The sequence below is a fragment of the Actinoplanes subglobosus genome, from assembly GCF_042650585.1.
Lineage (GTDB): Bacteria > Actinomycetota > Actinomycetes > Mycobacteriales > Micromonosporaceae > Actinoplanes > Actinoplanes subglobosus.
In genome coordinates this window covers 602,933-625,744 of sequence record NZ_JBHSBL010000020.1, presented here as the reverse complement: position 1 = coordinate 625,744, position 22,812 = coordinate 602,933, and the positions used below count along the sequence as shown (strand labels likewise).

The 22,812-nt window shown below is 69.4% G+C and carries 26 protein-coding genes; 10 read left to right on the top strand and 16 right to left on the bottom strand.

Annotation, left to right across the window (positions count from 1 at the left end):
- Positions 1–117: 117 nt before the first annotated feature.
- The 4 genes from ACFO0C_RS32040 to pcaH form a co-directional block, all read right to left on the bottom strand.
- The gene (locus ACFO0C_RS32040) at positions 118–1,329 is read right to left on the bottom strand and encodes a lyase family protein (protein WP_378070456.1); all 1,212 of its coding nucleotides are present in this window, start codon (positions 1,327–1,329) and stop codon (positions 118–120) included.
- Positions 1,330–2,064: 735 nt separating this feature from the next.
- Positions 2,065–2,202: a hypothetical protein gene (locus ACFO0C_RS32035; protein WP_378070455.1), complete on the bottom strand. Its 138-nt coding sequence runs from the start codon at positions 2,200–2,202 to the stop codon at positions 2,065–2,067.
- A gap of 523 nt (positions 2,203–2,725) precedes the next feature.
- Positions 2,726–3,289 (bottom strand): protocatechuate 3,4-dioxygenase subunit alpha, encoded by a 564-nt coding sequence (pcaG, locus tag ACFO0C_RS32030; protein WP_378070454.1) that lies wholly within the window; start codon positions 3,287–3,289, stop codon positions 2,726–2,728.
- Positions 3,286–4,047 (bottom strand): protocatechuate 3,4-dioxygenase subunit beta, encoded by a 762-nt coding sequence (gene pcaH, locus ACFO0C_RS32025; RefSeq protein ID WP_378070453.1) that lies wholly within the window; start codon positions 4,045–4,047, stop codon positions 3,286–3,288. The genes pcaG and pcaH overlap by 4 nt, the downstream gene beginning before the upstream one ends.
- A 69-nt stretch (positions 4,048–4,116) precedes the next feature.
- Between pcaH and ACFO0C_RS32020 the strand changes: the two genes are divergently transcribed.
- Complete coding sequence (locus ACFO0C_RS32020; RefSeq protein ID WP_378070452.1) at positions 4,117–4,857, top strand: IclR family transcriptional regulator; 741 nt, start codon at positions 4,117–4,119, stop codon at positions 4,855–4,857.
- 40 nt (positions 4,858–4,897) lie between these two features.
- A complete protein-coding gene (locus ACFO0C_RS32015; RefSeq protein WP_378070451.1) occupies positions 4,898–6,064 on the top strand; it encodes a 4-hydroxybenzoate 3-monooxygenase in 1,167 nt (388 codons plus the stop codon).
- 38 nt (positions 6,065–6,102) lie between these two features.
- Here ACFO0C_RS32015 and ACFO0C_RS32010 read toward each other — a convergent pair whose 3' ends face one another.
- On the bottom strand, positions 6,103–6,630 hold the full coding sequence (locus ACFO0C_RS32010; RefSeq protein WP_378070450.1) for a holin: 528 nt from the start codon (positions 6,628–6,630) through the stop codon (positions 6,103–6,105).
- A 26-nt stretch (positions 6,631–6,656) separates the two neighbouring features.
- A complete protein-coding gene (locus ACFO0C_RS32005; RefSeq protein WP_378070449.1) occupies positions 6,657–7,421 on the bottom strand; it encodes a hypothetical protein in 765 nt (254 codons plus the stop codon).
- A gap of 71 nt (positions 7,422–7,492) precedes the next feature.
- Here ACFO0C_RS32005 and ACFO0C_RS32000 point away from each other — a divergent pair, with 71 nt between their 5' ends.
- Positions 7,493–8,044, top strand: a complete 552-nt coding sequence (locus ACFO0C_RS32000) for an NAD(P)H-dependent oxidoreductase (RefSeq protein WP_378070448.1) — start codon at positions 7,493–7,495, stop codon at positions 8,042–8,044.
- On the opposite strand, the gene ACFO0C_RS31995 is transcribed toward ACFO0C_RS32000, so the two are convergent.
- A complete protein-coding gene (locus tag ACFO0C_RS31995; protein ID WP_378070447.1) occupies positions 8,023–9,342 on the bottom strand; it encodes a TIGR04013 family B12-binding domain/radical SAM domain-containing protein in 1,320 nt (439 codons plus the stop codon). The two genes, ACFO0C_RS32000 and ACFO0C_RS31995, sit on opposite strands and share 22 nt — an antisense overlap.
- Before the next feature lie 98 nt (positions 9,343–9,440).
- Between ACFO0C_RS31995 and ACFO0C_RS31990 the strand changes: the two genes are divergently transcribed.
- From ACFO0C_RS31990 to ACFO0C_RS31975, 4 genes are read left to right on the top strand one after another with little or no spacing between them, the layout of a single operon-like run.
- Positions 9,441–9,839, top strand: a complete 399-nt coding sequence (locus tag ACFO0C_RS31990; protein ID WP_378070446.1) for a hypothetical protein — start codon at positions 9,441–9,443, stop codon at positions 9,837–9,839.
- Positions 9,829–10,152, top strand: a complete 324-nt coding sequence (locus ACFO0C_RS31985; RefSeq protein WP_378070445.1) for a type VII secretion target — start codon at positions 9,829–9,831, stop codon at positions 10,150–10,152. Before ACFO0C_RS31990 ends, ACFO0C_RS31985 begins: the two co-directional genes overlap by 11 nt.
- Positions 10,149–11,531, top strand: a complete 1,383-nt coding sequence (locus tag ACFO0C_RS31980) for a hypothetical protein (RefSeq protein WP_378070444.1) — start codon at positions 10,149–10,151, stop codon at positions 11,529–11,531. Before ACFO0C_RS31985 ends, ACFO0C_RS31980 begins: the two co-directional genes overlap by 4 nt.
- Positions 11,528–12,085, top strand: coding sequence for a hypothetical protein (locus ACFO0C_RS31975; RefSeq protein WP_378070443.1), 558 nt, complete (start codon positions 11,528–11,530; stop codon positions 12,083–12,085). The genes ACFO0C_RS31980 and ACFO0C_RS31975 overlap by 4 nt, the downstream gene beginning before the upstream one ends.
- A 536-nt stretch (positions 12,086–12,621) precedes the next feature.
- Here ACFO0C_RS31975 and ACFO0C_RS31970 read toward each other — a convergent pair.
- The 7 genes from ACFO0C_RS31970 to ACFO0C_RS31940 form a co-directional block, all read right to left on the bottom strand.
- Positions 12,622–13,155, bottom strand: coding sequence for a hypothetical protein (locus ACFO0C_RS31970; protein ID WP_378070442.1), 534 nt, complete (start codon positions 13,153–13,155; stop codon positions 12,622–12,624).
- Positions 13,156–13,385: 230 nt separating this feature from the next.
- On the bottom strand, positions 13,386–14,177 hold the full coding sequence (locus ACFO0C_RS31965) for a hypothetical protein (RefSeq protein ID WP_360327385.1): 792 nt from the start codon (positions 14,175–14,177) through the stop codon (positions 13,386–13,388).
- A gap of 14 nt (positions 14,178–14,191) precedes the next feature.
- Positions 14,192–14,506, bottom strand: a complete 315-nt coding sequence (locus ACFO0C_RS31960; protein ID WP_378070441.1) for a type VII secretion target — start codon at positions 14,504–14,506, stop codon at positions 14,192–14,194.
- Complete coding sequence (locus tag ACFO0C_RS31955; RefSeq protein ID WP_378070440.1) at positions 14,503–15,231, bottom strand: hypothetical protein; 729 nt, start codon at positions 15,229–15,231, stop codon at positions 14,503–14,505. The genes ACFO0C_RS31960 and ACFO0C_RS31955 overlap by 4 nt, the downstream gene beginning before the upstream one ends.
- The gene (locus tag ACFO0C_RS31950; RefSeq protein ID WP_378070439.1) at positions 15,228–15,557 is read right to left on the bottom strand and encodes a hypothetical protein; all 330 of its coding nucleotides are present in this window, start codon (positions 15,555–15,557) and stop codon (positions 15,228–15,230) included. Before ACFO0C_RS31950 ends, ACFO0C_RS31955 begins: the two co-directional genes overlap by 4 nt.
- 220 nt (positions 15,558–15,777) lie before the next feature.
- On the bottom strand, positions 15,778–15,930 hold the full coding sequence (locus tag ACFO0C_RS31945; protein ID WP_378070438.1) for a hypothetical protein: 153 nt from the start codon (positions 15,928–15,930) through the stop codon (positions 15,778–15,780).
- Positions 15,931–16,032: 102 nt separating this feature from the next.
- Positions 16,033–17,799, bottom strand: coding sequence for a CocE/NonD family hydrolase (locus ACFO0C_RS31940; RefSeq protein WP_378070437.1), 1,767 nt, complete (start codon positions 17,797–17,799; stop codon positions 16,033–16,035).
- 61 nt (positions 17,800–17,860) lie between these two features.
- Between ACFO0C_RS31940 and ACFO0C_RS31935 the strand changes: the two genes are divergently transcribed.
- Positions 17,861–19,870, top strand: coding sequence for a M6 family metalloprotease domain-containing protein (locus tag ACFO0C_RS31935; protein ID WP_378070436.1), 2,010 nt, complete (start codon positions 17,861–17,863; stop codon positions 19,868–19,870).
- Positions 19,871–19,879: 9 nt separating this feature from the next.
- Here the strand turns inward: ACFO0C_RS31935 and ACFO0C_RS31930 are convergent, their stop codons facing one another.
- Positions 19,880–20,332: a hypothetical protein gene (locus ACFO0C_RS31930; protein ID WP_378070435.1), complete on the bottom strand. Its 453-nt coding sequence runs from the start codon at positions 20,330–20,332 to the stop codon at positions 19,880–19,882.
- 56 nt (positions 20,333–20,388) lie between these two features.
- Positions 20,389–20,550: a hypothetical protein gene (locus tag ACFO0C_RS31925; RefSeq protein WP_378070434.1), complete on the bottom strand. Its 162-nt coding sequence runs from the start codon at positions 20,548–20,550 to the stop codon at positions 20,389–20,391.
- Between the two features lie 188 nt (positions 20,551–20,738).
- Between ACFO0C_RS31925 and ACFO0C_RS31920 the strand changes: the two genes are divergently transcribed.
- On the top strand, positions 20,739–21,521 hold the full coding sequence (locus ACFO0C_RS31920) for an SGNH/GDSL hydrolase family protein (protein ID WP_378070433.1): 783 nt from the start codon (positions 20,739–20,741) through the stop codon (positions 21,519–21,521).
- A 263-nt stretch (positions 21,522–21,784) separates the two neighbouring features.
- Positions 21,785–22,812, top strand: a 1,028-nt coding sequence (locus ACFO0C_RS31915; RefSeq protein ID WP_378070432.1) for a hypothetical protein, incomplete at its 3' end; no start/stop codon positions are given.

Sequence of the window (22,812 nt, the reverse complement as noted above, 5' to 3'; positions counted from 1 at the left end):
CGGCTTTCCCCGGCCCGGCCCGGAACGGCGCCGGTGAAGATCATCGCGGTCAGCACAGGTCTCCCCTCCGCTCTTGCCTGGCGCGGGCCAGAACAGCGCCGGTGAAGATCATCGCGGTCAGCACAGGTCTCCCCTCCGGCCTTCCCCGGCGCGGGCCAGAACGGCGTCGATGATCTGGTCCGTGGCACCGAGATAGGGGCCGGTGTCCGGGGTCATCGAGCGTTGTTCGGCGTCGATGCCGGGGCGGGCGGCGGCCAGGTTCGCGGTCATCCACGACGTCTCCACCTGGAGACCGGCCAGCAGCTCCGCGGTCTGCGAACCGGCGGTCACCGTGCGGCGGGCCAGCGTGCGCAGCGTCGACCATTCGACGTGCCAGCCACCGTCCGGCCGTTCGTCGACGGCCGCGGCCGCGCCGGCGTGCACGGTGGCGGCCAGGAACGGGGCGGCCAGAGCGGCACGGCGGATCAGGATCGACAGAACCGGGTTCTGCTTGTTCGGCATCGCCGACGAACCGCCACGGCCGGCAACCGCACCCTCGGACAGTTCGTGAACCTCCGGGCGGGCGCCGACGAGGACGTCGTTGGCGATCCGGCCCCACGCGTCGGTGCAGGTCACCAAGGCATCGGCGAAACCGGTGAACGGCGCCCGGGCGGTGTGCCAGGGATCGCGGACCGGCAGGTCGAGGGAGGCGGCGGCGGTCTCGATCAGGCCGCGGACCACGATCGGCGAACCGGCCAGGGCGACCGGCGCGGCAAGGCTGCCGGCGGCGCCGCCGATCTGCGCGGGCAACGACGCGGCGGCGGCCAGGCGATCCCGCGCGTCCAGGTTTCCGGTGAGCCAGGTTGCTGCTTTAAGACCGAAAGTGATCGGTACGGCGTACTGCGTCAGTGTCCGCCCGGGCATCAGCGTCTCCCGGTGCCCGTCGGCCAGCCGGATCAGGGCGGCGGTCTGGACGGCCAGGTCGGCGCGGATGCGGTCGCTGGCGTCCCGCAGACACAGAACCAGAGCCGTGTCGATCACGTCCTGGCTGGTCAATCCCTTGTGCAGCCACTGCGCGGCGACCGGGTTACGGGACTCCAGCCGCTTGCGGAGCAGTTTCAGCAACGGGATCAGCGGATTGCCGCCCGCTTCGGCACCGGCCGCCACCAGGGCCGCGTCGTCGGGTCCGATCAGGCCGTCCAGACCGTCGGCGGCCCCGGACGGGGCGACACCGTGCCGCACGAGCGCGTCCAGCCAGGCGGCTTCGGCACGCACCATCGCCGCCAGAACCGACGCGTCGGCGAAGACGTCACCGGCCCGGTCATCCCCCGGCCACAGCAGATCACTCACCGTCCACTCCCACTCTCACTCCAGCACCACCCACCCGGCCATCCCCCACCCCACACCCTCCCGCACCCGCCCCGCGCGCCCTCCAGCAGCCATCCCGCGCGCCCTCCCGCAGCCGCCCCGCATCTGTCCCGCGCGCCCTCCAGCAGCCATCCCGCGCGCCCTCCCGCAGCCGTCCCGCATCTGTCCCGCGAGCCCTCCAGCAGCCATCCCGCGCGCCCTCCAGCAGCCACCCACGACCCCCCTGCCGTCCCACGCCCTCCAGCAAGCCCGCCCCACGGCCGCCCTGCCGTTCCGCGCCTTGCCGTACCCGTCCCACGCCCTTCCGCAGCCCGCGCCCTCCCGCACCTGTCCCGCGCCATCACCGCGCCGCCCCACGGCCGCCCCTGCCGTCCCGCGCCGCCTCGAGCTGCCGCGCCGATCTTGCGGCTTTCTCCACCCCTCGCGGTGGCGAAGCCCTCAAGATCGGCGTCGCGGAGAGGAACCGCGCAAGATCCACCCGCAGCAGAGCAGTCACCAGACACTCCCGCCCTCACTCAGCACCGCCCACCCAGCCATCCGGCCGCGCCCCCGCACCTCCCGCGCCCGCACCTCCCGCGCCCGCACCTCCCGCGCCCCGCCTGCCGCGCCCCGCCTGCCGCGCCGATCTTGCGGCTTTCTCCACCCCTCGCGGTGGTGAAGTCTCCAAGATCGGCGTCGCGGGGAAGAACCGTGCAAGATCCACCCGCAGCAGAGCAGTCACCAGACACTCCCGCCCTCACTCAGCACCGCCCACCCCAGCCATCTGCCCGCTACACGGCGCCCCGCGCTGTCCAGCACCTCCAGCACCTCCAGCACCTCCAGCACCTCCAGCGCCGATCTTGCGGCTTTCTCCACCTCTGGCGGTGGTGAACTCGCCAAGATCGGCGGCGTGGGGAAGAACCGCGCAAGATCCGCGGCTGGGGCCAGCGAGGGCGACAGGACCTGCGGCGGTGCGCCGTGCGCGATACGCGATGCACCGGGCACCGGGCACCGGGCACCGGGCACCGGGCACGGTGGCGGAGCGCCATGCACGGTGGCCGTGCGGTGCGCGATGCGCCCTGCGACGCGCAATGCGCCCTGCGATGCGCCTGCGATGCGCGATGCGATCCGCGATGCGCCGTGCGGTGCGCGATGCGCCGTGCGGTGCGCAATGCGGTGCGCGATGCGCCCTGCGACGCGCAATGCGCCCTGCGATGCGCCTGCGATGCGCGATGCGATCCGCGATGCGCCGTGCGGTGCGCAATGCGCCCTGCGATGCGCCTGCGATGTGCGATGCGATCCGCGATCCGCGATGCGCCCTGCGATGCGCGGGGACGGCGGACGGGCATGGCGGTGGTGGCGGTGGCGGTAGGGGAGCGTGGGGTGGCGTGGCGGCTGGTCAGGACCATGCGGTTCGTAGGCGGGGGTAGGTGAGGAAGACGGTCTCGCCCTCGCCCTGCAGATGGATGTCGAAGGTCAGGGCGGACGGCGACCGGGTCGCGATCAGGGTGCCGCGGCGGTCCGGGGCGACGGCGCTGAGCAGCGGGTCCGAGGCCAGTGTGGCGGTGTCGTCGGGGAGGTACGCGCGTGTGAACAGGCGGTCCAGCAGGCCCCGGGCGAAGACGGTGACGGCGAAGAACGGGGCCCGGCCGGCTTCGGTGGCGCCGGGTTCGAGGGTGGCGAACTGGTAGTGGCCGTCGGGGTCGGTGGCGGCGCGCCCCCAGCCGGTGAAGGTCCAGCCGTCGCGGCGCAGCGAACCGGGCTGGCGCGGGATGTGGCCCTGCGGGTCGGCCTGCCAGATCTCGATGACCGCGTCGGGGACCGGTGCGCCGTTGCCGTCGTAGACGTGGCCGTGCAGCCGGACCGCTTTCGGGTGGCTCGGCGGGACCAGCTCGTTCATTCCGTCGTATTCCAGGCCCAGGTGGAAGAACGGGCCGACGGTCTGGCCGGGGACGGCGCTCATGCTTCTTCCTCAAGGTCGGAGACGTCGGATTCGAGCGGGGTGCGGTGGGTACCGGTGAGCACGATGTCCCAGCGGTAGCCGGTGCTCCACTCGGGGGTGGTGACGTCGTGGTCGTACTGGGCGATCAGCAGTTCCCGGGCTTTCGGGTCGGTGATCGACTGGTAGATCGGGTCGAGCGCGAACAGCGGGTCGCCGGGGAAGTACATCTGGGTGACCAGGCGCTGGGTGAAGTCCGTACCGAAGATCGAGAAGTGGATGTGCGCGGGACGCCATGCGTTGATGTGGTTGCGCCACGGGTACGGCCCGGGCTTGATCGTCTGGAACCGGTAGGTGCCGTCGGGTCCGGTGAGCATCCGGCCGACGCCGGTGAAGTTCGGGTCGTGCGGGGCCGGATGCTGGTCGCGCTGGTGCCGGTAGCGGCCCGCGGCGTTGGCCTGCCACACCTCGACGAGCTGGTTGGCGACCGGGCGGCCGTCGCCGTCGAGCACCCGGCCGGTGACCACCATGCGTTCGCCGAGCGGGGTGCCGGCGTGCTGGATGGTCAGGTCGGCCTCGTCGTCGGCGACGTCGCGGTGGCCGAAGACGGGCGCCCACAGTTCGACCGACTCCGGGTCGACGAGGTGGGCCGGCTGTTTCGGGTGCCGCAGGATGCTGCTGCGGTACGGGGCGTAGTCGATCTTCGGCTGTGGGCCGCCCGGATGCTGGGCCGCCGCCTCGATCTCCCGGTTGATGTCAGCTTGTGACGACTCCGTGTTCACGCTCCGGACGCTAGGCGGTCGGACGGCCGTCGGCGATAAAATTCTTCCACTCAACGGAAGGAGGGAGCGGTGGGCGCCACCGTCACGTCGCGTGCGCTGGACATCCTCGGCGCCTTCGACGGGGAGAATCGCAGTCTCTCCCTGACTGATCTGGCCCGCCGCGCCGGTCTCCCGCTGGCCACCGCGCACCGGCTGGTCGGCGAGTTGCACCGGTGGGGTGCGCTGGCCCGCGAGCCGGGCGGGGATTATGTGATCGGCCGCCGGATCTGGCAGCTGGGCCTGCTCGCCCCGGTGCAGAGCGGCCTACGTCAGGCCGCTTCGCCATTTTTGCACGATCTGTACGGCACCACCCTGGCCACCGTGCATCTGGCGGTCCGCGACGGGCTGGAGGTGCTGTATGTGGAGCGGCTGGCCGGCCACGTGTCGGTGCCGGTGGTCAGCCGGGTCGGGTCGCGCCTGCCGATGCACGCCACCGGGGTCGGGAAGGTGCTGCTGGCGTACGCCCCGGAGGAGGTCCGGGTGGAGGTCCTGCAGAACCTGACCAGGATCACCGCGTACACCGTGACCCAGCCGGCCCGCCTGCTGGAGCAGCTGCGCCGGGTCCGGGCCGAGGGTTACGCCACCACCGGCGAGGAGATGAGCCTCGGCGCGTGTTCGGTGGCGGTGCCGGTGCGCAACGGCGACGTGGTGGTGGCGGCGCTCGGCATGGTGGTGCCCGACCTGCGACGTCAACTCCCCCGGCTGGTGTCGGCACTCCAGGTGGCGGCGCACGGGATCAGCCGTACCCTCGCTTCCGTTCAGTGGAAATAGGGTCTTGTGTCCCGCCGGTCCGGGACACGACGCTGAGGGCATGCGTACCCAGGTCGCCATCATCGGCGCCGGCCCCGCCGGCCTGCTTCTGTCACACCTCCTCGCCCAGGGCGGAGTCGAGTCCGTCGTCCTGGAGACCCGCTCGGAGGAGTACGTCGCGGCCCGCATCCGCGCCGGCATCCTGGAGCACTCCAGCGTCGAGCTGCTCGAGGCGGCCGGGCTCGGCGCCCGGATCCGGGCCGAGGGTGACGAGCACCGGGGCATCTACCTGCAGTGGCCGGGCGAGCGGCACCACCTGGACTTCGTCGACCTGACCGGCCGCAGCGTGTGGGTCTACGGCCAGACCGAGGTGCAGAAGGACCTGATCGCGGCGCGCCGGGCGGCCGGCCAGGAGATCCACTACGAGGTGTCGGACGTGGCGCTGCACTCCCTGGACGACCGGCCCTACGTCACGTTCACCGACGCCTCGGGCGCCGCACGACGGATCGACGCCGCGGTCATCGCCGGCTGTGACGGCTCGTTCGGGCCCAGCCGCGCCGCCGTCCCCGCCGCGACCGTCCACGAGAAGGTGTACCCGTACTCCTGGTTCGGGATCCTCGCCGACGTGGCGCCGTCCACCGACGAGCTGATCTATGCCTGGCACCCGGACGGTTTCGCCCTGCACAGCATGCGTTCGGAGAGCGTGAGCCGCCTCTATCTGCAGGTTCCCAACGGCACCGATCCGCAGTCGTGGTCCGACGACCGGATCTGGGACGAGTTGGCGAAGCGACTCGGGCACGGGCAGGACGGCTGGAAACTCACCCCGGGCCCGATCACCGACAAGAGCGTGCTGCCGATGCGCAGTTACGTGCAGACGCCGATGCGGCACGGCCACCTCTATCTGGCCGGCGACGCCGCGCACATCGTCCCGCCGACCGGCGCCAAGGGCCTCAACCTCGCGATCGCCGACGTCGCCCTACTCAGCAGGGCCCTCATCGCCAAGATCAAGGACAACGACGGGGTGTACGCCGACGCGTACTCCGACGACGCGCAGCGCAGGGTCTGGCGCTGCACACATTTCTCCTGGTGGATGACGACGATGCTGCACACCTCGGGCGACCCGTTCGACGCCGAGCTGCAGCTGTCACAGCTGCGGTGGGTCGCCGGCAGCCGGGCGGGCGCCACCGGGCTCGCCGAGAACTACGCCGGCCTGCCCATCGGCTACTGAGCCCGCCGTAACCTGTCCGACGTCCGGCTGGCCGTGCCTCAGACAGGACCGTCCGGGGGGTTCGTCGCGTCGATGGTCGGCGGCGGCGGGGCGTGGTCGACCGCCTCCCGGTAGGTGCCCATCGGCAGGGTGGACGGGCTGGCGCCGGGTGGAACCTGCCCGTTCGGCGCGGCCGGCTCGCGGGCCAGCAGGCCCTTGCCGAACGAGCCCACGGTCGCGACGAAGGCGATGTTGAGGGCGCTCTCCCAGTCGAACGAGGTGATGTCGAAGACCCCGGCCACCATCGAGCCGGACAGCGCCGCGAGGAACGTCTTCGCCAGGCGGACCAGCAGGTCGGGCCAGAAGGCGAGGTTCGTCAGCTTCGACAGGTACTGCACGGCGGTCAGCACCAGCGACGAGACGAACGCGCTGACGGCGAGGGTCAGCGCATACCTCCACGGCAGGTTGATCACCGAGCCGACCCCGCCGGCCAGCAGGGTCGCGACGAACACCTGGCCGGCGGACCAGCCGGCCCGCTCGACGAAGTCGAGGACGACGGCACGCCATTTCGGAACGACCTCGGGCATGACATCGACAGTGCTCGCTCCGAAGATCATCGAACATCGACCGAACGGATCAGTTCGCGCAGCGCCTCCCCGATCCCCGGCGGCACAGGGTAGCGCCTGGCCAGCCACGCGAAGGTGAACCGGGCGGCTGCCACATTCCCGGCATAGCCGGGGACCATCGCGGCCAGCGGGAGGACGTCCGACGGATAGGCGCGTTCGATGCGGCGGGCCGGTTCGAAGGCATCACGGTACGGGGGTTCGCCGCCGCCCAGGCGCAACAACGCGATCACCGCGTCGACGGCCCGGTGCTGGATCAGCCGGGCCGCGGCCAGGCGCTCGCCGCGCAACTCCCGGTGCAGGCCGATGTAGAGGCTGACCAGGGCGTCGTTGAGGTGGTAGTCCTCGGTGTCGAACGGTGGCCGCGGAACCGGGGCACCCGAGGTGACCAGGTCCGCCGGAGTCCCGGGGCGGCGCCACACGGTCCGCGCGCCGGAGAACGGTGTCCGGGACAGTTCGGCGACGGTCAGCACCCGGTACTCGACGAGGACACCGTCGGCGTAGAGGGCCCGGCGCCCGCCGCGCTGGTGGGTGAAGAGGTAGGTGACCGGGGCCGGCTCCTCCAGCCAGTCCGTCCGGTCCAGGTAACGCCATCCCGCCCCGTCCGCCACGATCACGTAGAAGTCCAGGTCGGAGTGGTCGTCCAGACGGGCCGGCTGGGCGCCGCACGACCCGAGGCCGAGCAGGGCGATCACGTCGTCCCGTTCCCTCAGGACCGCGGCGATCTCGTCGAGCCTGCGCAGAACCGGTCTCATCGCACCTCCTCGATACGCTGACGCGTGAGGGCATCATCACCGAACGCAGCGGACAATGCGAGGATCGGCCGGTGAGCCAGGTCCATGTCGTCTACGCCCATCCGTCGACGGGCGGTTTCACCCGCTCGGTCCTCGACGTGTTTCTGGGCGGGCTTTCGTCGTACACCCTGACCGATCTTCATGCCGTCGGTTTTGAAGCGGTCATGAGCGCCGCGGAGTATGCGCGGACGGCCGCGGACCCGGTGCCCGCCGACGTAGCCGCCGAGCAGGCCCGCCTCGCGGCGGCCGACGTGTGGGCGTTCGTCTACCCGGTCTGGTGGGCGGACTGCCCGGCGATCCTGAAAGGCTGGTTCGACCGGGTGTGGACCGTCGGATGGGCATACAAACCTATGGTGGTACGGCCGGCGAAGCGCGCGATCGTGCTGTGCACGGCCGGCTACACCGTCGAGGAACTGCGGGCCCGTGGCCACTACCAGGCCATGCGTACCGTGATGATCGACGACCGGATCGGGGCGCGCGCCGAGTCGTCGGAGTTCGTGGTGCTCGGCGGACCGGACCGGGCCGCCCATCTGGAACGGGCCGCCGGACTCGGACGATCCGTTCAGCAGGCGTCGCGCGGCTGAACCGTCGGCAGGATCGTGCGGGAGCGGCCCGGCCGGGGGTAGGCCTCGGCCGCCGCGGCCAGCCGGACCGCGTGGTCGCGCTGTTTCTGCCAGTGGCCGTAGAGGGCGCCGCGCCGCGACAGCCGGTCCACCTCGCGGATCGTCGCCGGGTCCACGTCGCCGGGCGGGGCGTCCCGCCACGGGGTGCCCGGCAGCGGCATGAACGTGTGCGCGTGGATCCGGGCGCCGAGATCGGCCAGGTCACGGGCCAGGGTCAGTGAGTCCTCGACGTCGTCCGCGTTCTCACCCGGCATCCCGAAGATCATGTCGACGTTGATCCGGAAGCCCTCCTCGATCCCGAGGCGGGCGGCCCGCTTGACCTCCTCGACACCGTGGCCACGCTTGGCCGCATCGAGAACCCGGTCCGAGCCCGACTGCGCGCCCACGATGATGTTGTTGTTGGCGCAGTACTTCTTGACCAGGCGCAACGCCTCCCGGCTGACGTGCTCGGGCCGGATCTCACTCGGGAACGAGCCGAAGAACACCCGCCCCTCCGGCCCGATCCCCTCCTTGCAGGAGGCGAGCATCTCCTCGATCGCGGCCAGGTCGGGTTCCTCGGTCTGCGTACCCCAGGAGAGCGCCGTCGGCGTGATGAACCGGACGTCCCGCAGACCACGGGCCCGCATCTGATCGACGTGCCAGCGGATGTTCTCCAGACTCCGATGCCGGAACTTCGCGGAGAACATGAACGGGGTCTGGCAGAACCGGCACGCGTAGATACATCCGCGCGTGATCTCCAGGGCGTTGAACTTGTCCCACTTCAGGGCGAAGCCGGGGAAGTCGTTGAGGTCGCGCTGCTTCGCTTTGCCGGTCCTGATCAGGTTGCCGGTGGCGTCCCGGTAGGCCAGGCCGGTGATCCCGGTCGGGTCACCCTTGGCATCGACCAGGCTGAGCAGCGTCGACTCGCCCTCCCCGATCGCCGCCATGTCCCAGCCCGCATCGAGCGTCTGCACCGGCTCGGCGGTGGCGTGCACTCCCCCGGCCAGGTGCGTCACATTCGGGCCGCCGGCCAGCTGGCGGATCTGACTCAGCTCCTCGGCCAACGCTGCCGCGTCCGGCGAGTAGAAGGACCAGAGGACGAGAGTACGGACGTTGCCGGCCTCCCTGATGTGCTGTGCGGTCTCCTCGACGCTCTCACCGAAGCGCACCTCGTACCGGGTCGCGGTCTCGTGCTGGCCCAGTGCACCCAGCAGCGCGTGAAAGCCGTACGTCACCGCCTTGCGATAGCGCAGCACGAGAACGAGATCCAGACCAGCCATGCGGAGATTCTGCCAGCCGGATCGCCGCGGCCGCGGGGATGACGACCACTCGAGGGCGGGGTTGTGGCATCGACATCGACATCCATAGGTTGGTTGCCATGGAGAACCTCGATTCCGCCGAGGAATGGCTGGACTCGTGGGTGGCCGGCGTCGATGCCCAGGCTTCTCGCACCGTCGAGCTGTCCCGCCGCGTGGCGGGGCTGACCGGCAACGCCAGCACCCGGGACCGATCCATCACCCTCACGGTCGGATCCTCCGGGGCATTGGAATCGCTCGGACTCGACGATCAAGCCCTGCAGACGACCGGCGCAGAGCTCAGCCGACACATCATGACCCTGATCCGGCAGGCACAGGCACACCTCACGGCGCAGGTCACCGAGCAGATCCGTCAGACCGTCGGCCTGGACACCGAAACCGGGCGAGCGGTCCTCCACTCCTTCACGACCCGCTTTCCCGCACCGCCCGACGACGAGCGCCCCGACCGCCGTGCCTGGTGAAGAGCTGCTGCGCTTCCCGGCCGAAGACGTGTTGCGGCATGCCGGCAGCACCGACGCGGTGGCCGACGCCGTCGAACAGGCCCGGTCCGCCGTCCGCGAGGTCACCATGGACCCCCAGGCCTACGGACAGCTGTGCCAGTTCCTGCCCGGCCTGCTGAGCCCGATCTTCGCCGAGGCCGCCAGTGCCCTCACCGACACCGGCGAGTCGCTGCGGGGGACCGCACACCACCTGCGCGCGGCGGCCGCCAGCATCACCGCGACGGACACCACTGCCGGCGACAGCATCCGTGACGCCGGCCGGCCGTCGCCGTGAGCAGCAATCCGCTGGTGGCCCACAGTGGCGATTCGACCACGTCGTACACCGGCCTCGGCCTGGTCGAGGACGCCGCCGACATCACCAACGGCATCCGTAACCACAGCTGGGTCGATCCGGCCCTCGGCGGCGTCGGCGCCACCCTCGACACGCTGTCGCTGGCCATCGACCCACTGGGCACACTGGCTTCCTGGGGCGTGGCCTGGCTGATGGAACATGTCAAGCCGCTCAAAGAAGCGTTGGACTGGCTCGCCGGCAACGCCGACGAAGTCGCCGCCCACGCCGCAACCTGGGCCAACGTCGCCACATTCACCGCACAAGCCCGCCAGCAATACACCGACCAGATCCGCACCGAGGTCGCCGACTGGTTCGGCGCCTCCGGCGACGCCTACCGCCGGCACGCCGACGCACACCTGCACGTCCTGGAAACGCTGTCCACCGCGGCACAAGGCATCTCGTACGCCGTGGAAGGCGCCGGCCTCCTCGTCGCCCTGGTCCGCGGCATCGTCCGCGATCTGATCGCCGCCTTCATCGGCACTCTCGCCGTCCGCCTACCCGAATGGCTCGCCGCCGAAGGACTCACCCTCGGCATCGCCACCCCCGTCGTCGCCGGCCAGGTCGCCACCCTCGTCACCACCTGGGCCAACAAGATCCAGCACTTCGTCCGAGCACTGCTCACCAGCCTCCGCCGGCTGCACCCCATGCTCGGCAGACTCAGCGACATCTTCACCACGCTGCGCGCCCGCACCCACGACCTGGCCCGCACCGACCCCACCAGCCCGCCAACCAGTGAGTTCCGACCTGACTTCCCGCGCGGCGCCGATTTCATCGACGACGGCGAAGGCATCTCCGAACGAGCCGCCGAGGCGTACCGACGCATCCGCAACAGCCCGCAGGACACCACTGCCATCGCCAGGAACACCGGCATCGACCCGCGCGTAATCGAAGGCATGCGCCAGAATCTGTTCGTCCAGCAACACGACGTGCCGTTGGGTCCCAACCACTTCGAACGCGGATACTTCACTCCCGACGACGACATCGCCGACCTCTGGGACGGCGCCGCCGCCGGAACGCTTGACGCGGAGCAGGCAGAAGCCTTCCACAACCTGGCTGCCCATGAGTACGTGGAGAACAGGCTCATGGACGCCGGCCTGCCCTACCGATCGGCGCATCCCGACGCCTTCGATGCCGACGGCGACCGGATCCTCAGCCGCGATCACCCTGGGGCGCATGACCTGGCGCCGCACCAATACCGGCCCGACGCGCCGCTGGCGCACTGGCGGTTCTTCGGCCTCGATGGTTCTCATCTGCGTCTGGCCGCCGATCTCTCGAACCTCGATGAAGTCGTTGCCGCCGCTCTGCGAGGATTGAACAGATGACACCCGACGAAGCCGTACGCACCATGGCCAGCCGCCTCAGCGCCATCGATTGGGAACGCCACGGCGACAAAGCCTGGTCCAAGGCGGTACTTCTGAAGGAATACTTCCGTCGCGCAGCGCGCTGGGCAGCAGCCTACGGGTGCGAATCCCCGCTCCCCTTCTTCGACATCGCAGCGTGCGTAAATTCCACAGTGCGTGCCGATCAGAACCTGATCGACGACGTTCTGGCCCGGGCGAACACCCGTGGAAGCCGCAGCGTCAAACGTCTACTGCCCTTCATCCTCCACTGGGCCGCCGTCCGAGCAACGTTAGACGCCGATCTCCCTCACGAACTGGAGGACCCCTTCGAACCCCTGATCCTGCTGTTCGAGCGGGGCGGCGGCTTTCACACCGAGAACGGCGAGGTGGATCTGGAGCTAAAGTCGGTCCGCATGGCGGGCTGGCGCAGACGGGCCGACGACCCGCCACTACCGAGCTTCGCCCCTGATGTCCTCGACGAGATCGACCGGGCCGGCTCGATCGCTCAATTCGGCTATGTCATCGAACCCCTCTAGCCCGAGCGAACAGCCCTGTGCACTCACGTCACCATGCGGACGAACAGGTAGTAGTTCAGGTTGCTACGGGCAGGCGTAAATGCGGCCGCGCGTGATCTCGAGGGCGTTGAACCTGTCCCACTTCAGGGCGAAGCCGGGGAAGTCGTCGAGCGGCCGTTGCTTCGCCCTACCGGTCCGGATGAGGTTTCCGGTGACGTCGCGGCAGGCCAGACCGGTGATGCCGGCCGGGTCGCTCCCCGAAACGCACCTCGAACTCAACACCACCCAGGCCGCCATTTTGCCAGGGCCCGGGGATCGAGTTCCGAACCCATGGCCATGACCGTCCCACCGGCCACCATCCATCGATCGGCCGCTATGCATTGACGGGATGGGGGCGACCGAGTTCGACAAGGCGCTGCCTGCCGGTGGGAAAGCGATGCATCTACCGTTGACGGTCAGCTGGACTCACCTCCTGCCGTGCGGCGGCATCAGCTACGACAAGAACCCCACGTGGGTCGATCAGAAACCCTGATCAACCCACGTTTAAGACCGGTTACCTAAGTGAGTTCTGGGTAACTGTCGATTCTGTGTCGTTCGGGTCGACCGACCGCCTGAGCAGCAACGTCTCGACGAGAGAACGTCCCGACTACGCTCAGACTTTCGCGAGCGGCAGCGTGGAAGTTGTTCAGCGCCGTCACCCAATGGTCGGCCAGATCTAGCCACTCCGCCTCGGCGACTATCCGGCCTTGTCTGATCGGCGTCTCGAGTCCCCATACGGCGTGGTTGAGCTGATGACCGGCTTCGATTGTGGCGCCATCTGCGATCAGCGGCAGCGCCTCGAATGCCCGATTCCGTTCCATCTCAAGATCAGCGAGCTTAGCTACACGTTCCATGGTCTCTTCTTCCGAAAGCCCACCCAAGCGCAAATCCAGGATGGTGTTGGCCATCGCACCGACCATCTTGGCGGCCGTGACGTACGTGGTGTAGGCGTCGAGCCTGCGCTGGTCCCACCGAAACCTAAGTTCTCGAGCGTAACGGTCGCGGTCGGTGAGTTTCCCAACGAAGTAGGTGCCAGCGGCACCAGCGAGCACGGCCACAATAGTCAGGAGTTGGGCTGGCCATTGCATGGTTCCTCCCGCAGGTCGTTGTCCTCGACGGTGCACTCGGCAGTCAAGGGCCGACTTGGACGCGGACGGTCGACGCTCCCAAGTCGCAATGCCGAGAATGGCGGCGGGGTTCGCAGGTCGTCCTCGTCTCTGCTTCGCGCCGCGAAGGCCTTCATCACGAATGCATGCTTGGGAGACTGCCGTGGGAAAGGACGTCAGTCCTCCTTCAGCGACCAATCAGCGTCGCCGTCGCCGACGGTCGCGTCGCTGTACTGCTCGCTGTTCGACCGCGGCCAGTTGCCGCCCGGGAATCCGCCCGGGTCCACCGCTTCCCCGTGGAGAACGGACATGGCCCCGGCTTGGGCGGCGAGGAACGTGGCAAGCGTGGCCGACGCACCGGCGAGTACCGCGGTGTTGAAACCGGCTTCCTCGATGACCAGTGCAGCCCCGACCCAGGAGAAGACCGCCGAGCCGAACGCCGCAATGGCGGCCACCGTCGCGGCGGTCAGTTTGGCGAGGACCGCTGCCACGGCGATGTAGAACAGCAGTCCCGCTGCCGCGCAACCGGCGAGCGTCGTGGAGGTGGTCGTCGCGATCGAGCCCACCCGGGCCGCGGCTCCGGCCTGCGCGCCAGCAACGACAAGGTAGCTGTCACGGGCGTTGCCCGACCAGTCGGAGTCGTCGATGACCAGGTTCTGCATCGCCAGATCAGTGGATACGGCGTTCGCCGCCGCGCGAAGGTCAGTCCAATGATAGGAGTCGACGAACATCCAGATCGGGGCGGTCGCGCCCTTGAGGACGTCAATGATCCATTCGAGCATCGTGGTACCGATCTCGACGGTCTTGTCCGCGACCCAGTTGATCGCTTCAGCAGACACCGGATCGATCCACCATCGATCGGTCGCCTCCCGCGCGGCAGGCTTCACCTCGGCGAGCTTGGCCTGAAGTGTCCTGGTCCCCTGATCGATCTCCTGGATGACAGCTTCGTACTGCGCCTGACTGAACACCGCCGATCTCCCCGTCAGTAGATGTCCTTGATCTGATGTGCGCCTGTTCGATCCTCGGCTTCGTAGGTGTCCGCAGCTCTGCGGAGGGTTGCCGCGATGTCTGTCATGGCGATCGCCCCCTCAGCACAGCGGCTGGAGACGGCCCGAATGACATCGTTGTAAGGACCGACCATTACTTGGAAGAGGCCTGCCTCCAGTCTGCCGAACTCCATGCCGCTCGCCTCGGTACTCAGAGCGCTGAGGCGTTCGGCCTGCTCCTCCCACTGGCCGGCTTCGCTGCGTAGCACGCTCGTCGCGGCCGACACTTCGTCCGGGGTGGGCAGACTCATCTCTGATCACCGCGATTCGGCGAATGGTCCGACAACGCCGAAAGGGTCGCCAAGGCATCACTGAGACCCATGTCGAGGCCCGGGTGCAACTCCCGCCTAACCTCGGCCGCTTGACGGCTCGCGTTCATGAGAGCCCTCGCCAGGGCGGCACTGATCGTCGCCCCTTCTCGGTTGCGCGCCCAGTCCGGCGATATCTCACAACCGGTCAGACCGCCCGCACCGAGCCGGATGATGGCGTTGCCTCCGTCGTCGGACGCTTCGGCCGAGGCCGTCGGCTCCCCCACGATACGGCCGGCCGCGTGCAAAGCCTGGAGGACCGGTTCGCTGAACTGGACGTTCGCGCGTACCCGGCCGTCCATCGACAACGGCGGAAGCGGGGCGCTGCTTACGTCCGGTTTCTCCTCCGCGTCCCGTTGCCGCCTCCACCACCGAGCGTCGTCGAGACGGCCAGCCCAGGCATGCATAGCCCGGCGGACGGCATCGGCGTACGCGTCCATGACCGCCGCGCCGAGTTCTTCCGGTCCGAGTCGACGTTCCCAGCCCTCATGGACCCGGATCTCGACGGGGAGCCCAGCCGGGCCTATGAAGACGGATACCCGTCCAGTCGAGTCGCTACCCTCGGACTCTTGCGGGATCGCTGCGGTCAGTTCACCCGCCAGTCGTCGCAACCGGTTGGCCCGCTGATGCAGTAGCTGCAGGCCTTCTGGTCGCACGTCGCTGTTCACGGTGTCGCTCCTTCCGATCGGGAGTGCGTCACCGCGCGGACGATCATCGCGATCGAGAACACCGCATGCACCAGTAGGACGCCGAAGATCAGCGATGCTCCACCGGCGAAGAGGAAAGCAAAAGCGATCAGCGCCAGGAGTCCGCCGACGACGCCCAGCCCGAGGGCGACAATCGTGGCCAAGGCACCAACCGTACGTCGAAAGGCAAGAACCGCGCCGAACGCCGACAGCACGGCTGCCGCAACGCCGACAGCAATCGTGCCGATCCGGCCCAAAGGCGATACGTCCGCGATCTCCGCGAACATCGCGGCAGCCAGCGCCGCCACGCTGGACTCCACCACGGCCGGCGCCGCGAACAGGAAAAGGCCCAGCCCTCCCGTACGCTGCGACTCGACTGATTCTCTTGGCACCTGACTACCTCCGAAGCACGAGCAGGCCAGGGAGCGTCTGGCCGCAAAGCTGAGCAAGCCGATGGCAGACATGGATCTCCCGCCTGGAACTGCAACGCACCCTCAAAGCGGTACACGCCGTCTACGGTCCATCGGTTCAGCTCAGCAGAGTCGACTCGCCCTCACCGATCGCCGCCATGTCCCAGCCGGCGTCCAGGGTCTGCACCGGCTCGGCGGTGGCGTGCGCTCCCCCGGCGAGGTGGGTGACGTCAGGGCCGTCCGCCAGGCCCGGATCTGCGGCTCGGTGCACCTGCCACCGCCTTGCGGTAATGCAGCACCAGGACGAGGTCAGGACCGCTCATGCCGTGATTTGTCAGCCGCCTGCCCGGCCGGGCAGGCGGCTGGCGGCTCGTCAGGGCCGGCGCAGGGTGAGCGGGAAGGTTCCCGGGCCGACGCCGGTGAGGGTTCGGGTGTACTGCCTCAGGTAGGTGTCGAGGAACGGTGACCGGTCGCCCTGGGTCGGCACGTCCAGGCGCGGGTTCTGCAGCGCGAGGTCCAGCCGGGCGCGGGTGATCCCGATGGTGTTGCCGCTCGGGGTGTCGCGCCAGCTGCCGCTGCCGATCGTCCCGATCTGCACGCCCAGCTGGTGGCCCGCATCGAGGGTCCAGTCGGTGGATTTCAGGTCGAACGCGACGCGGCCCGCCTGTTCGATCAGGGCCACGTTCTCGTCGAACATCACCGCGGTCCCGTCCGGGGCGACGTCCCACAACTTCACCATGACATTGCCCGTCGCGCTCGCGTGCACCGTGATCCGCGGGGTGGCGGTGATCCGCAGCGGTGACTCGACCGGCGTGGACCAGGTGAAGTAGCTCGACGTCGGCGCGAGACCCCGGGCGGCGGTCGGCGCGGGATCGGTGTAGTGCTCCATGTCCCACTCGGCAGCGGCGGGTGCGGCCAGTGCCGAGGCGAGGCCGTCGTCGACGTACTGCCCGTCGGCCAGGGCCGCGCTGGTGCGGGAGGACGGCGCCGGCCACGTCGGCTGGGCGCGCCACGCGCCGGTGTTGTCCTCGACGGCGTAGGCGGGGTCGTGCACCGCCGGCCGGGTGCCCAGCAGGTAGCGGTCGTAGAAGCGCATGACCTCGTCGAAGAACCCGGCGCGGCCCATCAGCAGCTGACCCTGATCATTGGTCTCGTTGCCGCGGACGTGCTCCCACTGCCCCAGCCAGCCCCGCTCGACGCCGTGGTGGTTGTCGAGGAACTCCTGCATGTCCTCGGGCTTGGTGTTGTTCTCGATGAAGCCCTGCGTGACGAAGAGCGGGGTGTTCGTACCCCTGGCCTGGGCCGCCAGGTCGCGGGCCCGCCAGTAGGGCGAATCCGGATCGGGATTGTTGTTGTTGGTGAGGTTGTCCACGAGGCACGAAGGGTGGCTCTGCTCGTACTGAGCGTTGGCCTGGTAGCGGGAGGTGTCGTCGGGTAGTGGCGCCATCGTGGCGATGCCGTTGTAGGCGTTCGGGGTGCCGGTCACGTTGGGCCGCGGGACCCCGTTGCTGAACAGGTAGTTGTACATGTCCCACACCGGCTCCTGCGCCACGACGGCTTTCAGGGCCGGCAGGCGCAGGTTGTTGCCGACGAGCCCGGTGACGGCGTCGTACGACTTGCCGTACATGCCCACTCTGCCGGTCGACCACCGCTGAGCCACCACCCACTGGATCGCGGCCTTGACATCGGCCTGCTCACCGGGGCCCATCCAGTCGAGGCAGCCGGTGCTTCCGCCGAAGCCACGCAGGTCGACCATGACGTACGTGTAGCCGCGGGCGAAGAGGCCGGTGCCGGTGGTGAAGTCCGCGAACCGGCTGGACGGGCCGGTCCGGGTCCACCCCTCCGGCCCGGTCTGGCCGGCGTGGCTGAAGTAGGAGCTGACAGCGAGGATCACCGGTGTCCGGGCGTGCGACGGCAGATGCGCCGGCCGCAGGATGTCGGCGTGGAGCTCGACGCCGCTGTCGTCGGCGGACGGGAAGTAGGCTTCCGTCCACACCGCACCTTCCGGTACGCGGGGGTTCTCCTCGTGGGTGACACCCGGTGGCGAGACGGCGCCGGCGGTCGCCGGGCCGCCCACCGCGAGAGTGGCAACCGTGATCAGTGCGCCGGCTGCGGCCGCCGCCCGTCCGCGTAGATTCATCCGACCTCCAAAAAATCGGCCATCCATTGAGCAGTGTCGATAAGTTTGCCAGGATGACGCCATGACGACGGGGCGACGGTTGTTCTCGGCACTGTCCGTGGCGGCGCTCGTGGTGGCCGGCGCCCTCAACGCCGCACCGGCGACGGCCGCACCGCCGCCCGCGGACCCGGACACGCCGTGGCGCATGCGGCACTGGCCGCAGACCCAGCCCTGGCAGGTCGACGAGGCGGTCACCCTGGGCGGCCCGGCCGGCACGCCGCAGCCGATCGACCCCCAGCGGTACGAGCTGCCGGACACGATGACCTGGGACGACTACCGGGCGGTACCAGGCACCGACTGGGCCGACCCGGCGGTGCACGGCTCGGAACGCACCTTCCACGGGGCGCTGGTGCTGGTCGACTACCCGAACCAGCCGTTCGTGGTCACGCAACCGGCGAACTCGACGATCTACGGGAATCCGTCCGGCGTACAGAATCTGGATCGCTCCGAAGTGCCGGCGTTCTACCGCGACTTCCTGAACAAGCCGGGGACGCTCAACCGCGGCCACACCATCCACGAATACTGGATGGAGGACTCGAACGGGCGCTTCGGCATCGACCTGAGCGCGTTCGGTGTGTACGAGATGCCGCACGCCAGCCACGAGTACGGCATCGAGAACTCCATGCAGCGCGGGCTGGGCTGCCCGGCCGGCGACGTCTGCGGGCGCGACCTGCGAACCGACGCGCGCGCCGCCTGGATCGCGGCAGTCGGCGAGCAGGAGGCGGCCTCGTACGACTTCGTCTTCTTCCTCTCGGCCGGCCAGGACGAGTCGGCCACCTGGCAGGAGTTCGGCCCGATGAAGTTCACCACCAAGGAGGACGTGAGCGAGGAGTTCGGCCCACCGGACGCGTCGCTGACGAACTGGAACGCGACCCGTTACGTCGAGTGGACCTCCTGGCAGGCCTCGGCGAACATCTGGCCCAACGCCACCCAGGGCAGTTCACTGCAGGCGGAGAGTTCGGGCATGTCGACGTACGCCCACGAGTTCAGCCACATCCTCGGCATCGGCGACAACTACAACAACCCGTACTCGGTCCCGGCCCGCCGCGACTACAGCGGACCGTGGGAGATGCTGAGCCGCGGCACGTTCAACGGCCCCGGCGGACCGCACAGCCGCTGGCTGATCCCGGGAACCGGCGGCTCGTCGATGGGCGCGCAGCACATGCTGCGCAACAAGATGAAGCTCGGCATCGTCGACGACAGCGCGGTGCTGAAGCTCTCCCGTGCGGCCCTGGCCGAGTCCGGCGTCGTGGTGACCCGGGTGACGGCGCGCGCGGTCGATCCCGGCCCCGGCCGGCTGGCCGGGATCAACGTCACCCTGGACGGCGGCGACCGCAGTCCCGCCTGCAACACCGCGACCGACCCCTACTGCGACGGCGGCGGCTACCACAACTACACCCTCGAGGTCGTCGACCGGATGGGCTTCGACTCGTTCACCCCGGACTCCGGTGTGCTGCTGGCCAAGACGAAGAACAACGACTCCGCGCCGTTCATCTGGACCGTCGACGCCAACCCGCAGGACATCGACAAGGTCGACTTCGTGCTGCCGGACGGAACACCGCAGAAGATGACGATCGGGGACTACCGGCAGCTCTCCGACGCGCTGTTCCACGCCGGCACCGGATCGGGCAGCCTCTTCGAGTACGCGGACACGGCCAACCGGTTGCACTTCTACGTCCTGGACCGCAAACGGGACCGGCAGGGCGTGCTCTCGTACGAGGTGGCGGTCCGCTCCCTCGACGGCGCCGGCCCGTCGGTCCGTGGCGTGAAGGCGTCACCGGCCACGGCCCGCCCCGGGCCGTCCGGCTGGGCCCGGTGCACCGTCCCGATCCGCAACACCGGCCAGGCCACCGACGTCTTCCGGATCTCCGCACCGGGGGCGGTGCTGCCCCGGGCGGTCGTCGCCGTGGCAGGGCGCCGGTCCGCCTCGGTCGAGGTCTACGTCAAGGGCGCACCGGCGGCGACGGTCGAGGTCAGATCGGAGAGCGACCCTGCCGCAACAGCCGTGACGGCCTGCACCGTACGAAAGTGACGCCGGCGGTCAGGCGGGGGCTCTGGTCTTCTCCCACTGCTTCTTCAGGGCCTCGTAGAAGTGCTCCGGGAAGTCCTCGCCGTCGGACTGCAGGAACACCTTCGTCTTCTGGTTGTCGGGGCCCCAGGTGACGGTCACGTAGTCGGCGTGGGTCCAGGAGTCGTCGTTGTTCTTCAGCTGCAGGGCGGTGATGTCCTTCAGGTCGATGCTGATGTCCTCGTCGTCGCCGTCCACCAGCCAGTACGCCGCGACCCTCGTCTCGGTGAAGAAGGCGCCCGCCTCCGCGATGTCCTCACCGCGGCTGGTGTAGAAGAGCACGTTCTCGCCCTCGCGGATCCGGCCCTGGTCGATCAGCGCCTTCTGGGTGTCGGCCGGCAGGCCGCTCTCGGACTCGTAGCCACCGCAAGCGGCCAGCGCCACCATGGCGGTCAGGGCGAGGAGGGTCGCTCTCAGGGCACGCATCGCTTCTCCGTTCGGCGGCGGGACTCACCTTCGAGGAGTAGCCGAGCGGCGCAACCCTACCGGGACGGGGTGTAGCCGGTCGGGGAGCCGTTGAGCAGCTGGAGCAGCGGCGCCCACAGGGCCTTGATGTCGGGCTCGGACTGCTCGGTCGCCGGGGCGGTGTGGCGGCGGGAGGCTTCGGCGGTGCGGGCGGGGGCGAGTGCCGGGGAGTTCGTCATGGGGCAAGCCTGGGCGAGCAACCTCTGCGGAGCCTCAAGCTGGACTCCGGGGTCGGGCAAGACCCCGGCCCGACCTGCTCGGGAACCGCTGATGATATCTGCCGGTAACAAGAAATTCACGATGTTCTTTTTCTCACGACCGAAATCTACTCTCCGGTAACCATTGCTACCGCCACCGGAGGCCATCGATGAGTAGGGCTACCCCCCTCGCCTGTCTCGTCACCACGTCCGTACTCGCCCTGGGACTCGCCGCGCCCGCGCAAGCGGCCAGCAGCATCGACTACGCCGCACTCGGCGACTCCTACTCCTCCGGTGTCGGCGCGAGCGGGCAGTCGGGATCGTGCCTGCGCAGCAACAACGCCTACGGACCACTGTGGGCGGCGAAGAACAGCCCGGCGTCGTTCCAGTTCCTCGCCTGCACCGGCGCCACCACCGACGACGTCCGCACCGGCCAGGTGCCGACGCTCAGCAGCGGCGCCGACCTGATCAGCCTCACCGTGGGTGGCAACGACGTCGGGTTCACGTCGACCCTGATCACCTGCTGGACCACCACCGACTCGGGGTGTGTCGCCAAGGTCAACGAGGCCAAGGCGTACGCGGCGAGCACCCTCGGCGGCAAACTGGACGCGGTCTACGCCGCGATCAAGGCGAAGGCGCCCGGCGCACGCGTGGTGGTGCTGTCGTACCCGCTGATCTACGCCTCCCCGGCGACCGGCTGCACGCTGAGCACCGCCAAGCAGGCGGCGATCAACGACGGCGCCCGGGTCCTCGACGCGAAGATCCAGGAGCGGGCGGAGGCTGCGGGCTTCGTCTACTCCGAGGTCCGTGACGAGTTCGCCGGGCACGAGGTGTGCTCCTCCTCGGCGTGGATCAACGGCGTGACCCTCATCCCGGCCACCAACTCGTACCACCCGAACAACAGCGGCTACGCCAGCGGCTACCTGCCCGCCTTCACCGGTTCGGCCGGCTGACCGGAGGGCCCGGGGCTCCGCTGACAACGGGGCCCCGGACGGGGTGCGCCACACTACGCGCCTCATGATCGCCTGCAAAGTGACAAACCTCACTGGCAACCGAACGTTTCCATCTATCGGCCGATACGCGGTGACATTCGGTCGAGTCGCCGTCACTCCATGCGCTCCCGCAGTCGTACGTTCTCCCGACGAACCTGTGGCCTCCCGGGGCCGGACTGTTCAAGGGCGGGCGAGCAGCGACGCCGTCCGGAGAGCGAGCGATGATGACCGCAAGGGCACGCCAGCACCAACGTGGCCGGCCGATCGGCGCCGTGGCACGGCTGCTGCTCCCGATCTTTCTGGCCATGTCGGTGACCGCGCTGTTCGCGATGGTGTGGCAGTCGGTCGGCGAGCAGTCCGACTTCGCCGAGCTGGAGCGCGACGGTGTCCGCTACATCCAGGCCCTGGGCCCGCTGGAGATCGCGCTCACCAACGCCGGCTCGGCCGCGGTCAACGACCGGGAGGCGGCGCCCGAGGAGCTCGGCCGGGCCGTCGACGCGGTGGCGGCCGTCGACCGGGAACTCGGCGAACGGCTGAGCACCCAGGACCGCTGGTCCGGGCTGCGCGCCAAGATCGAGGCCCTGCCGTCCGAGGGCGACGACGCGGAGATCATCGCCGCCTACGGCACCGTCGGCGACCTGCTGCTGGCCCTGATGGACAAGGTCCGCAACAGCTCCAAGCTGGTCCGCGACCCCGACGCCGACCTCTACTACCTCGGTGACGGCGCGACCCAGGAGCTGCCGGAGAGCATCGTGGCGGCCGCCCGGTTCACCAACCTCCTGACCACGCTGTCCGACCTGTCGCCGGCCGAGCGGTCGGCGACGCTGATCGACGTCAGCACCGCCGGATCGGCGCTGGCCAGCAACGCGCGGGACCTCTCCGACGACGTACGGCTCGCCGTGGAGGGCACCGGCAGCCAGAGTCTCGGCAGCGCGCTGCTCAGCCGGCTGGACCGGTTCAACCGGTCCGTCGACACCCTGCTGCCCCTGCTGACGCCGCTGCAGTCGGGCCGTACCGGCGTCGACCCGGAGCAGGTCGGCCGGGCCCGCGACGAGATGCAGGCCGCCGCGGCCGACCTCTCCGCGGCACTGCTCACCCAGATCGACATCGGGCTCGCCGACCGGATCTCGTCCCTCGACCAGCGCCGTCTCCTGGCGTCCGGCATCTTCGTGTTCTCCGTACTGCTGGCCCTCACGCCGGCCGGGCTGGCCCTGCTGCGCCGACTCCGCCGGCCCCGGCCACCGGAGTCGGC

Excerpts from the sequence above, each read along its gene's own strand:
- pcaG (WP_378070454.1), bottom strand. The coding sequence starts at position 3,289 with ATGAGCGCCGTCCCCGGCCAGACCGTCGGCCCGTTCTTCCACCTGGGC.
- ACFO0C_RS32015 (WP_378070451.1), top strand. The coding sequence starts at position 4,898 with ATGCGTACCCAGGTCGCCATCATCGGCGCCGGCCCCGCCGGCCTGCTT.
- ACFO0C_RS32010 (WP_378070450.1), bottom strand. The coding sequence starts at position 6,630 with ATGCCCGAGGTCGTTCCGAAATGGCGTGCCGTCGTCCTCGACTTCGTC.
- ACFO0C_RS32005 (WP_378070449.1), bottom strand. The coding sequence starts at position 7,421 with ATGAGACCGGTTCTGCGCAGGCTCGACGAGATCGCCGCGGTCCTGAGG.
- ACFO0C_RS31995 (WP_378070447.1), bottom strand. The coding sequence starts at position 9,342 with ATGGCTGGTCTGGATCTCGTTCTCGTGCTGCGCTATCGCAAGGCGGTG.
- ACFO0C_RS31990 (WP_378070446.1), top strand. The coding sequence starts at position 9,441 with ATGGAGAACCTCGATTCCGCCGAGGAATGGCTGGACTCGTGGGTGGCC.
- ACFO0C_RS31975 (WP_378070443.1), top strand. The coding sequence starts at position 11,528 with ATGACACCCGACGAAGCCGTACGCACCATGGCCAGCCGCCTCAGCGCC.
- ACFO0C_RS31960 (WP_378070441.1), bottom strand. The coding sequence starts at position 14,506 with ATGAGTCTGCCCACCCCGGACGAAGTGTCGGCCGCGACGAGCGTGCTA.
- ACFO0C_RS31940 (WP_378070437.1), bottom strand. The coding sequence starts at position 17,799 with ATGAATCTACGCGGACGGGCGGCGGCCGCAGCCGGCGCACTGATCACG.
- ACFO0C_RS31935 (WP_378070436.1), top strand. The coding sequence starts at position 17,861 with ATGACGACGGGGCGACGGTTGTTCTCGGCACTGTCCGTGGCGGCGCTC.
- ACFO0C_RS31930 (WP_378070435.1), bottom strand. The coding sequence starts at position 20,332 with ATGCGTGCCCTGAGAGCGACCCTCCTCGCCCTGACCGCCATGGTGGCG.
- ACFO0C_RS31925 (WP_378070434.1), bottom strand. The coding sequence starts at position 20,550 with ATGACGAACTCCCCGGCACTCGCCCCCGCCCGCACCGCCGAAGCCTCC.
- ACFO0C_RS31920 (WP_378070433.1), top strand. The coding sequence starts at position 20,739 with ATGAGTAGGGCTACCCCCCTCGCCTGTCTCGTCACCACGTCCGTACTC.